The following is a 10,455-nucleotide window of genomic DNA, read 5'->3' on the forward strand; positions in this document are numbered from 1 at the left end:
GGGACGAGCAAGGGCCGGGCCAGAGGATACCCGATTCGGCGCGGATATCCGCGTTCCTACGGGCTCACGGCCCGGTCGATCACCTGTCCGTGGCCGAGCGGACCGACCACCCGGCCATTCTCGGCGACGATCGCGCCCCGCGCGATCGTCGTCACCGGCCAGCCCGTGACCGAAAACCCCTCCCAGGGCGTGTAATCCGCCCCGTGATGGAGGTTGGCCTGCCGGATGGTCTCGCGGCGGTTCGGGTCCCACAGGGTCAGGTCGGCGTCGAAGCCGATCCCGATCGAGCCCTTGCGCGGGTAGAGCCCGTAGAGCTTGGCGTGGTTCGTGGCGGTGAGTTCCACGAAGCGGTTGAGGGAGATGCGCCCCGCCGAGACGCCCTCCGAGAACAGGATCGGCAGACGGGTCTCGATGCCCGGGATGCCGTTGGGCACCCAGCGGAAGGAGGTCCGGCCCTTCGGATTGAGCTTGCCGGCCGGATCGTCGTAGCGGAACGGGCAGTGGTCCGAGGAGACCACGTCGAACAATCCGGTCTGGATTCCGCGCCAGATCGCAGCCTGGTTCGCGGCCTCGCGTGGCGGCGGCGAGCAGACGTACTTCGCCCCCTCCATCGGATCGTCGGAGCCGAGCCCCTTCATGTGGTCGGCGGTGAGCGTCAGATATTGCGGGCAGGTCTCGGCGTGGATCTTGAGACCGCGCTCCCGGCCCCAGGCGATCTGCTCCATGGCCTGCTCGCCCGAGACGTGGACGATGACGATCGGCAGGTCGACGAGTTCGGCGTGGCTGATCGCCCGATGCGCCGCCTCCCGCTCGACCACCTGCGGCCGGGAGAGGGCATGGCCGAAGGGGCGGGTCTCGCCGGCCTTCTCGAGCTTCTCGGTCATGTACCGGATCGCGTCGTAGCCCTCCGCATGGACCATGACGCGGGCGCCCTCGCGGCGGGCGAGATCGAACACGTCGAGGATCTGGCGGTCGTTCAGGACGAGGTCGTCGTAGGTCATGAAGACCTTGAAGGACGTGTAGCCCTCGGCGATCAGGGCCGGCAGTTCCTGGCCGAGCACGGCCGGGGTCGGGTCGGAGACGATGAGGTGGATGGCGACATCGATGTGGCACTGCCCCTCCGCCAGCGCCCGGTAGGCGTGGGTGGCCTCTCGCAGGGAGGCGCCGCGGGGCTGGAGCGCGAAGGGCATCACGCAGGTGTTGCCGCCGGCCGCCGCCGCACGGGTCGCGGAGGCGAAGTCGTCCGCCATGACGATGCCGGGGCCCGAGGCCTGGGCGATGTGGACGTGGCTGTCGATCCCGCCGGGCAGCACCAGCAGGCCGGAGGCATCGAGGGTGCGGGCGGCATCGGTGATCCGCGCGCCGATGGCCGCGATGCGGCCGTCACGGATGCCGAGATCGGCGGGAAACGTGTCGGTGGCGGTGACCAGGGTGCCGCCCCGAACGGCGAGATCGAACTCCGGCATGCAGTCAATCCCTCACGCGGGCGATGATCGCCACCGGGCCGCCGCCATCCGGCCCCTGGTGCTCGGCACCGCCGGAGACGAACAGGTCGGTGCGCCCGATCGCGGCGGCCGCGACCCCGCCCACGAGGGCGCGGGCGTGCCGGGTGGCGTTGATGTCGCTGTCGTCGTTCATGATGTGGCGCCGTCCCCGGATCAGGCCGTCATGCGAGGGCTCGGCCTTGGCGAGCAGCGCGACGATGCGCCCGGACGCCTCGGGGGCCAACTGGCCGGAGCCGGGAAACCCGAGATCCGCCAAGGCCCCCTGAATCGCGAAAAAGTCGATGCCGTCGCGCATGACCCGGTGGGCGATGGCGAGCGGACCGGACCAGCCGGGCGCGTTGCCCAGCACGATGACCTCGTTGCGCATGAGTTCGATGCCCGCCGAGGCGCTGGCCCGCCCGGAATAGAGGTCGCGCCGTGCGCCGATGGCGGCGTCCGAGAGGTCCGCCTCCGCCACCTCGCCGAGCGCCAGGGCGATGCCGAGCGCCGAGGCCCCGCGCGACAAGCCCATGGAGGCGTAGGTGTCGTGGGTGGCCACAGGCTGTCCACGGTCGGCCGCCTCGTGGATGCGGGCGCTGGTGAGGAGGGGGCATTTCACCTGCACGAAATGGACGTCCGCGGCATCGTCGATCCCGGCCCGGGCCATGGCGTCGGCCACCGCCGCGGCGGTGGCTCGCACCTGCGCCATCCGGCCGATCGCCTCGGGCGGAAAATCGGCGGTGAAGGCGGTGCCGACCGCGAGCGCGGTTCCGCCCGGTGCGTCCGGACCGTCGCGGCGCGCCAGGACGAGGAGGTGAGGGGAGAGGCCGCCCTCGGTGCCGCCGGACATGACGAGGGCCACCCGCGCTCCGACCGAAGCGGGCGTGCAGCCCATCGCGCCCGCGAGCGCCGTCTCCAGCGCCATCACGGCGAGCTGGCGGGTGAAATCGTTGACGCAGCCGTTGCCTTCGGTCTTCCCGAAGATCGCCACGATCTCGTCGGCCGCCACGGCGCCACCCGCGATGAGCTCCATCACCCCCGAGACGTCGGCGGGGTGCCGGGTCGGCACGCGGAAGGCGAGGCATTCGGGCATCGGGCTCTCGAACCAGGCGGGTCGGTGGGGAGGCGCACGCCCAGGCTTAGGCCGGGCGGGGGCCCCGCGCGAGTGCTGGATTCTGCACGCCGCGCTCCCGAACCGGCAACAGGGCCGCCCGAAATGGAGGGTGCCGGAGGTCAAGCGCCCAACTCAGCGGGACGCCTCCGCGGTGGCCACGCTCCAGCTCGGAACCGGAAAGGTTCGGTCGTAGGCCAGATTGAACACGAAGGCGTAGGCCACGTAGAAACCGGCGATCGCCAGATCCATCACGAAGGCCTCGATGAGGCCGATGCCGAGGAACCAGGCGATCGGCGGCAGCAGGATCACGAGCAGCCCGGCCTCGAAAAGCACGGCGTGCCCCACGCGCAGGAGGAGGCTCTTGCGCGTGTGCCCGGCCAGTCGCTGCATCGCCCGATCGAAGCCGAGGTTGTAGACGTAGTTCCAGACCGTTGCGACCAGAGCGCTCCCGACGCCGATCACGCCCATGTCGGAGGCAGGAAGCCCGAACAGCAGGCCTCCGAGCGGGATGATAAGTGCGAGCCCGATCAGCTCGAACAGGATGGCGTGGCGGATACGGTCGCGGGTGCTGCGCATGGTCTTGTCTCGGAATCTTGCTTGGGAACGTCGGAATGGTCCGCGGCTTTCTATCTGCGATACCCGGGTCGGCAAGTTAGGAAGCATCTGGATTTCCGATAGATGGCCGTATCGCTCGACCAACTCCAGGCATTCGTAGCGGCCGCCGAGGCAGGCTCCTTCTCCGGTGCGGCCCGCACCTTGCGGAAGGCGCAGTCGGCCATCAGCACGCAGGTCGCGAATCTCGAGGCCGATCTCGGGCTGGCGCTGTTCAGCCGGGAGGGCAGGAACCCCGTTCTCACCGCAGCGGGGGAGCGGCTGTTGCTGGAAGCGCGCGTCGTGCTCGACCGGCGGGAGCACCTGATCGGCGTGGCGAGCAGCCTTCAGCGGGGGATCGAGAACCGGCTCGTGGTGGCGATCGACGAACTCTATCCCGAGCATGCCCTCGGCGCCCTCTTCGCCGACTTCGCGAAGGCCTTCCCCTCCGTCGAGCTGGAACTGCTGTTTCCGCTGATGGAGGACGTCAGCCGCATGGTGCAGTCCGGAGCCGCCCATCTCGGCGTGATGTGGCGCCAGGAAGTCCTACCGACCGAACTCGGTTTCCAGACCATCGGCTGGGTTCCACTCAAGCTCGTTTGCGCGCGCGACCACCCGCTGGCGAAAGCCCGCGTGGCGTGGGAGGAGCTGAAGCGCCACCGCCAGATCCTCGTGGCGGCGCGCGGCGACGGGCCGGAGAAGCGGCGTCTGCGGGTGGCCGCCGAGGTGTGGTGGGTCGAGAGCCACTGGGTCATCCTGGAGATGGTGAAGCACGGGATCGGCTGGGCTTTCGTCACCGATCACGTGATCGCCGCGTCCCTCACGGCGCCCTACCTCGTCACGCCGGACCTTCAGTTCGATCAGGGCGACTGGCCCATCGCCCTCGAATTGGTCTGGCACAAGCAGCGGCCCTGCGGCCCCGCCGCGGCCTGGCTCCGCGAGCGCTTCGCGGCGGAGCGGGTCGGCAACCTCGCGGGCGAGGATCGGCCGCGCTGAAGGAACACGCCTCGTCTTAGCGCCGCGCGGGCCCGCCGCGTCATCCCAAATCCGTTTGATCCCCTCGGGATGGCGGATTTGGGCTTCGCTCAATCGCCGCGCGGACTTGCCGATCCGTCATCCGCTTTGATCAAGCGGACGACATTTCAGTCGGCGCTCTCGATCAGGCCACGGATTCGGGTGGCGAGGGCTTCGAGCGCGAAGGGCTTGACCAGCACCTGCATGCCGGGTGCGAGGTGGCCGTGGTTGAGGGCGGCGTTCTCGGCGTAGCCGGTGATGAACAGCACCTTCAGGCCGGGCCGCGAGACCAGGGCCGCCTCCGCCATCTGCCGGCCGTTCATGCCGCCGGGCAGGCCGACATCGGTGACGAGGAGGTCGATGCGCACGTCCGATTGCAGCACCTTGAGGCCCGACGCCCCGTCGGCCGCCTCGATGGCGGCGTAACCGAGATCCTCCAGCACCTCGGTGACGAGCATCCGCACCGTTGGCTCGTCGTCCACCACCAGCACGGTCTCGCCGAGCTTGGCCCGGGCCGCCTCCGACAGGTCCGGCACCGGCTCCGCTCCCTCCGCCTCGCCGAGGTGGCGCGGCAGGTAGATGCACACCATCGTGCCCTCGCCGGGCTCGGAATAGATCCGCACCTGCCCGCCCGACTGCTTGGCGAAGCCGTAGATCATCGACAGGCCAAGGCCGGTGCCCTCGCCCAGCGGCTTCGTGGTGAAGAACGGATCGAAGGCCTTGGCGGCGGTGTCGGGCGTCATCCCGGTGCCGTTGTCCGAGACGCAGAGGGAGACGTACTGGCCGGGCTCGAGGTCGCGCTCGCGGGCACCGCGCGGGTCGAGCCAGCGGTTGCCGGTCTCGACCACGATTCGCCCGCCGTCCGGCATGGCGTCGCGGGCGTTGATGCAGAGGTTGAGGAGGGCGTTCTCGAGCTGGCTCGGATCGACCAGGGTCGGCCACAGGCCGGCGGCACCCACCACCTCCACCGACACCGCCGGGCCGACCGTGCGGCGAACCAGTTCCTCCATCCCCTCGACGAGGCGGTTCACGTCGGTGGGCTTCGGCGCCAGGGTCTGGCGGCGCGAGAAGGCGAGCAGGCGGTGCGTCAGGGCGGCAGCCCGGCGCGCCGCCCCCTGCGCCGCGCCGATGTAGCGTTCCAGGTCGCCGACCCGGCCCTGGAGCATCCGGGTCTGCATCAGTTCGAGGGATCCGACGATGCCCGCCAGCATGTTGTTGAAGTCGTGGGCGAGCCCGCCGGTCAGTTGCCCGACGGCCTCCATCTTCTGCGACTGGCGCAGGGCCTCCTCGGCCCGCATCAGCTCGGCCGTGCGCTCGGCGACGCGCTGCTCCAGGGTCTCGTTGAGGCTGCGCAACTGCTCGGTGACGCGCGCGCGCTCGGCCTCGCCGGCGCGGCGCTCCTCGATGTCGATGAGGACGCCGGGGAAGCGCAGGGGCGTGCCGTCCGGGCCGTGCTCGACCCGGCCGTTGGCCTCCAGCCAGTAGTAACGACCGTCGGCGCGACGGGTCCGGTACTGGTGCGCGTAGGCGCCCCCCCGGGCGATCGCGCCCTCGATCGCCGAAGTGAGGCCGGCGCGGTCGTCCGGATGCACGGTCTCCACCACCTGGGCGAGGCTCAGGCCCTCGCGGCCCGCCGCCGGATCGAGTCCGAAACTGCGGGCAAAGGCCTCGTCGACGCTGAAGCGGTCGTTCGGCAGGTCCCAGATCCAGGTGCCGATGATGGCTCCGGCCGCCAGGGCGAGCTGCACGCGCTCGATGTTCTCCCGGGCCAGGGCCTCGCTGGCGCGCAAGGCATCCTCCGCCCGGCGGCGGTCCGAGACGTCCCGGAAGAGCACGGAGACCTGGCGCCGGCTCGCCGGTTCGATCCGGGCGGCGGAAACCTCGATGTATCGCCCGGCCAGCGGGAAGGCCCGCTCGAAGCGGATCGAGGTGCCTGTGCGCAGGACGCCGCCGTAGAGTTCGAGCCAACCCTCGGCCTCCGCCGGCGCGAGGTCGCGCAGGGTGCGGCCGACGATGCCCGGGATGCCGGTGTGGCGCTCGTAGCCGGCATTCGACTCCACGTGGACGTAGTCGCTCAACGGGCCGTGGGGCCCGTCGAAGAACTCGATGATGCAGAACCCGTCGTCGACGGCCTCGAACAGCGCGCGGTAGCGCGCCTCGCTGGTGGCTAGGGCGTCGCGGGCCGAGCGCTGCTCGGTGACGTCGCGGGCGACGCCCGAGAATCGGACCGGACGCCCGTCGGCGTCGCGCTCGATCTCGCCCCGGCGGGCGATCCAGCGAAGCGCGCCGGTGTCGGGGCGGCGGATGCGGTACTCGACGTCCCGCGGCGGCTCGCCCCGCCGCCGGCTCTCCGCGGTGGAGACGAGGTGCGCGTCCTCGGCGACGACCAGCCCCTCGAAGGCCGTCGCCGGGTAGGCGGCGGCCTCGGGCAGACCGTAGAGGCGGCAGAACTCCGGCGTCGGATGGAGGACGCCATCGTCGATGCCCACCGAGAACACCCCGATACCGCCGGCCTCCTGCGCCCGGCGCAGGCGCATCTCCGCCTCCCGCAGGGCATCCCCGGCCCGGTGCTCCTCGGTGCGATCGCTCAGGACCTTGACGTAGCCGATGTGGCCGCCCTCGCCATCCCGCAGGGGCATCATCTCGCCCGAGGCCCAGAACCGGGAGCCGTCCGCGCGCAGGTGCCAGCGCTCGTCCTCGGCGCGGCCCTGCGCCAGGGCGAGGCGCATCTCGGTGGCATGCCGGTCGATCGCGCGGTCCTCGGGGGTGAACAAAGCGGCGATGCTCCGCCCCCGGATCGCTGCGGCGGACCAGCCGAAGATGCGCGTCGCACCGGCATTCCAGTCGGTCACCGCCCCGTCGCGATCGGTCCCCACGATGGCAAATCGCGTCGTGCCGTCGAGGAGCGCCTGCCGGTGCGGCACGGACTCAGGTCGTGGCCCGCCCTCGCGCTCGCCGCCGGTCCTGCGGGCCTCGGCCCGCAGACGCGCGGCCTCCCGCTCCAGATCCTCGGCGCGGCGCAGAAGCGCGTCGGTCTCGGGTTGGCTCATGCCGTGACGTCCATCCTTTCCGGAGTCCGATCCGGGGCTGCGGGTCTCGCCATGGGCGGTAGAGGTGCCGCTTGCCCGGGTCAAACGAAGGATGGGGGGAGGGCGCGCCGCAACGGCGAAGGCCGGCCCCGCCTTCGCGGGACCGGCCTTCGACACGATAGCGGGGCCGACGCGCAGTCACCTCGGGTCGGGCGGCCCCTCGCCCTTGCCGACGAAGGGGATGCCCTCGATCGGGCATTCCTCGGTGCCGACGCCAGGCCGCGTGATGGCCCGCACGGCGTCGCGGGTGGCGTCGGGGTCCTCGATCCAGCGGCGGTAGAAGTCGTAGGGGCATTCCGACAGGCCGTGCCGATTCTCCTTCGAGGCGATCATGCCGGTGTAGCCGCGGTGGAGCAGCTTGAAGAGGTGGTTCTCCGACTGCCCGTGGGCGCGCGCGTCGCGGATCAGGAACTTCGACAGGGCGGCGTACTGGATGCCCATCTCCTCCTCGCCGCACTCGCCGAGCGTGCGTCCGTCGAAGCCGATCACCGCCGAATGGCCGAAATAGCTGTAGACCCCGTCGAAGCCGGCGGCGTTGGCCACCGCCACGTAGGTGTTGTTGGCAAACGCCATCGCCTTCGACATCAGGATCTGCTGCTCCTTGGCCGGATACATGTAGCCCTGGCAGCGGATGATCAGTTCGGCGCCCCTCATGGCGCAGTCGCGCCAGATCTCGGGATAGTTGCCGTCGTCGCAGATGATGAGGCTGATCTTCAGGCCCTTGGGGCCGTCGGAGACGTAGGTGCGGTCGCCGGGGTACCAGCCCTCGATCGGGGTCCAGGGCATGATCTTGCGGTACTTCTGCACGATCTCGCCCTGGTCGTTCATCAGGATGAGGGTGTTGTAGGGCGCCTTGTTCGGGTGCTCCTCGTGGCGCTCGCCGGTGAGCGAGAACACCCCCCAGACCCGGGCCTTGCGGCAGGCGGCGGCGAAGATGTCGGTCTCAGGCCCCGGGACCGTGGTGGCGGTCTCGTACATCTCGGCCGCGTCGTACATGATCCCGTGGGTCGAGTATTCGGGGAAGATCACCAGGTCCATGCCGGGCAGGCCGGACTTCATGCCCACCACCATGCCGGCGATCTTGCCCGCGTTCTCCAGCACCTCGGCCCGGGTGTGCAGACGGGGCATCTTGTAGTTCACGACGGCGACGCCGACGCTGTCCTGGCTCGACGAAATGTCTCCGTGCATCATGGCGTGATTCCTCCGGATTTCCGCATCTTCCCTCCCCCCTCTGCAGGGGGGAGGGGGCGTCGCGTTTGGATCAGTGGCTGATCATCCACGGCCGCGCGTTCGGGAAACTCTTGGCGGCCGTGGGGTTGGATTTCGCCTTGGTTCCGCAGCATCCGCAGCCGGGGCCATGACTGGAGGACTTGCGGGGCGCATGCGCGCTCCGCTCGTTGGTCGCGTAGGCCTTGCGCCGGCCCGCATCCATGGAGGCGAGGTTCGGCGCGGTGAGGAAGGCGCGCCCGCATACCGTCCCGCAACCGGGGCAGTCATGCGGATCCTGGAACTGCGCCATCGGGCGTAAGACCGTGAACGGCCCGCAGGTCTCGCAGGCGTAATCGTAGACGGGCATGCTCAAAGATCCGGCGAGAGCGGCATCTGGATCGACCCGTCGATGAACTTCGTCGGCCCATCCGCTCCGGGATTGATGTCGAACTCGAAGATCTTCGTCGGAATCCAGAGGGTGGCGCAGGCGTTCGGGATGTCGACGACGCCGGAGATGTGGCCCTGGACCGGGGCCGTGCCGAGGATCGAGTAGGCCTGGGCGCCCGAATAGCCGAACTTCTTCAGATACTCGATCGCGTTGAGGCAGGCCTGGCGGTAGGCCACCGTGACGTCGAGGTAATGCTGCTTGCCGTACTCGTCGACGGAGACGCCCTCGAAGATGAGGTGATCGTCGAACTTCGGCGTCACCGGCGACGGCTTGAAGATCGGGTTCTTGATCCCGTACTTGGCCATGCCGTCCTTGATCAGGCTGACCTTGAGGTGGACCCAGCCCGCCATCTCGATGGCGCCGCAGAAGGTGATCTCGCCGTCGCCCTGGCTGAAATGCAGGTCGCCCATGGAGAGGCCCGCACCCGGCACGTAGACCGGGAAGTAGATCTTCGAGCCGCGCGACAGGTCCTTGATGTCGCAATTGCCGCCGTGCTCGCGCCCCGGCACCGTGCGGGCGCCCGTCGCCGCCGCCTTGTCGCGGCCCTCGCCCTTGAGCCGGCCCATGTGGGCGGTGGGCGCGAAGGGGAGGGTGGCCAGCGCCGGCACCCTTTTCGGATCGGTGTCGAACAGCGCCTTCTCGCGGGTGTTCCAGGTCTCCAGCATCTTCGGGTCGGGCAGGCAGCCGATCAGGCCGGGATGGATCAGGCCGGGGAAGCGCACGCCGGGGATGTGGCGCGACTTGGTGAACATGCCCTCGAAGTCCCAGATCGACTTCTGGGCCAGGGGGAAGTGCTCGTCGAGGAAGCCGCCGCCGTTCTTCTTGGAGAAGAAGCCGTTGAAGCCCCACTGGCTCTCGGGCTTGGCGCCGATGTCGAGGAGGTCGACCACCAGGAGGTCGCCGGGCTCGGCGCCCTCGACCCCGATCGGGCCGGACAGGAAGTGGACGATCGACAGGTCGATGTCGCGGACATCGTCGGCCGAATCGTTGTTCTTGATGAAGCCGCCGGTCCAGTCATAGGTCTCCACGATGAAGTCATCGCCGGGCTTGACCATGGCCACCATCGGGATGTCGGGGTGCCAGCGGTTGTGCACCATGTCGTTGTCGTAGGCCGACTGCGTGAGATCGACCTTGATCAGGGTCTCTGGCATCGTCTCGTGCTCCCTTCCCTGTTTCGGGACATGCGTCCCCGTTCGCGCGCGCCGGTCCTCCGGCCGCACGCAAGAGCGTTTTTGGCGTTGGCGTCTCGGGACCGGGTAACCCGGTGCGATCAGACCGAGAGGAAGCGGGCGACCTGGGCCTCGTCGATGTCGGCGCGCAGCGACTCGTGCACGATGTGGCCGTTCTCGATGACCAGCACCCGGTCCGCCACGTCGAGGGCGAAGCTGAGCACCTGCTCGGAGACCACGATGGAGAGGCCGCGCTCGTCGCGGATCTTCTTCAGGGTGCGGCCCATCTCGCGGATGACCGAGGGCTGGATGCCTTCCGTCGGTTCGTCGAGGAGCA

General features: G+C 69.7%; 8 protein-coding genes and 1 pseudogene. 1 reads left to right on the forward strand and 8 read right to left on the reverse strand.

Annotated features, from left to right (window positions below; genetic code table 11):
- Positions 1-56: 56 nt before the first annotated feature.
- From hydA to MFF30_RS10455, 3 genes are all read right to left on the reverse strand, one after another.
- On the reverse strand, positions 57-1,466 hold the full coding sequence (gene hydA / locus MFF30_RS10445; protein WP_238279291.1) for a dihydropyrimidinase: 1,410 nt from the start codon (positions 1,464-1,466) through the stop codon (positions 57-59).
- A gap of 4 nt (positions 1,467-1,470) precedes the next feature.
- Positions 1,471-2,577 (reverse strand): cyanuric acid amidohydrolase, encoded by a 1,107-nt coding sequence (gene atzD, locus MFF30_RS10450; RefSeq protein ID WP_238279292.1) that lies wholly within the window; start codon positions 2,575-2,577, stop codon positions 1,471-1,473.
- A gap of 153 nt (positions 2,578-2,730) precedes the next feature.
- Entirely contained in the window at positions 2,731-3,174 is a 444-nt protein-coding gene (locus MFF30_RS10455; RefSeq protein ID WP_238279293.1) for a PACE efflux transporter, read from the reverse strand.
- 102 nt (positions 3,175-3,276) lie between these two features.
- Here MFF30_RS10455 and MFF30_RS10460 point away from each other — a divergent pair, with 102 nt between their 5' ends.
- Complete coding sequence (locus MFF30_RS10460) at positions 3,277-4,185, forward strand: LysR family transcriptional regulator (protein WP_238279294.1); 909 nt, start codon at positions 3,277-3,279, stop codon at positions 4,183-4,185.
- Positions 4,186-4,331: 146 nt separating this feature from the next.
- Here the strand turns inward: MFF30_RS10460 and MFF30_RS10465 are convergent, their stop codons facing one another.
- From MFF30_RS10465 to MFF30_RS10485, 5 genes and pseudogenes are all read right to left on the reverse strand, one after another.
- Entirely contained in the window at positions 4,332-7,253 is a 2,922-nt protein-coding gene (locus MFF30_RS10465) for a PAS domain-containing hybrid sensor histidine kinase/response regulator (protein WP_238279296.1), read from the reverse strand.
- Between the two features lie 177 nt (positions 7,254-7,430).
- A complete protein-coding gene (locus MFF30_RS10470; RefSeq protein WP_238279298.1) occupies positions 7,431-8,483 on the reverse strand; it encodes an aliphatic amidase in 1,053 nt (350 codons plus the stop codon).
- Positions 8,484-8,553: 70 nt separating this feature from the next.
- Positions 8,554-8,868 carry an FmdB family zinc ribbon protein gene (locus tag MFF30_RS10475; RefSeq protein WP_238279299.1) on the reverse strand — a complete coding sequence of 105 codons (315 nt, stop codon included), beginning with the start codon at positions 8,866-8,868 and terminating at the stop codon, positions 8,554-8,556.
- Positions 8,869-8,870: 2 nt separating this feature from the next.
- Entirely contained in the window at positions 8,871-10,100 is a 1,230-nt protein-coding gene (fmdA, locus tag MFF30_RS10480; RefSeq protein WP_238279300.1) for a formamidase, read from the reverse strand.
- Positions 10,101-10,219: 119 nt separating this feature from the next.
- Positions 10,220-10,455: pseudogene (locus MFF30_RS10485) on the reverse strand (ABC transporter ATP-binding protein); the annotation flags it as partial.

The sequence above is a fragment of the Methylobacterium goesingense genome (genome assembly GCF_022179225.1).
Lineage (GTDB): Bacteria > Pseudomonadota > Alphaproteobacteria > Rhizobiales > Beijerinckiaceae > Methylobacterium > Methylobacterium goesingense.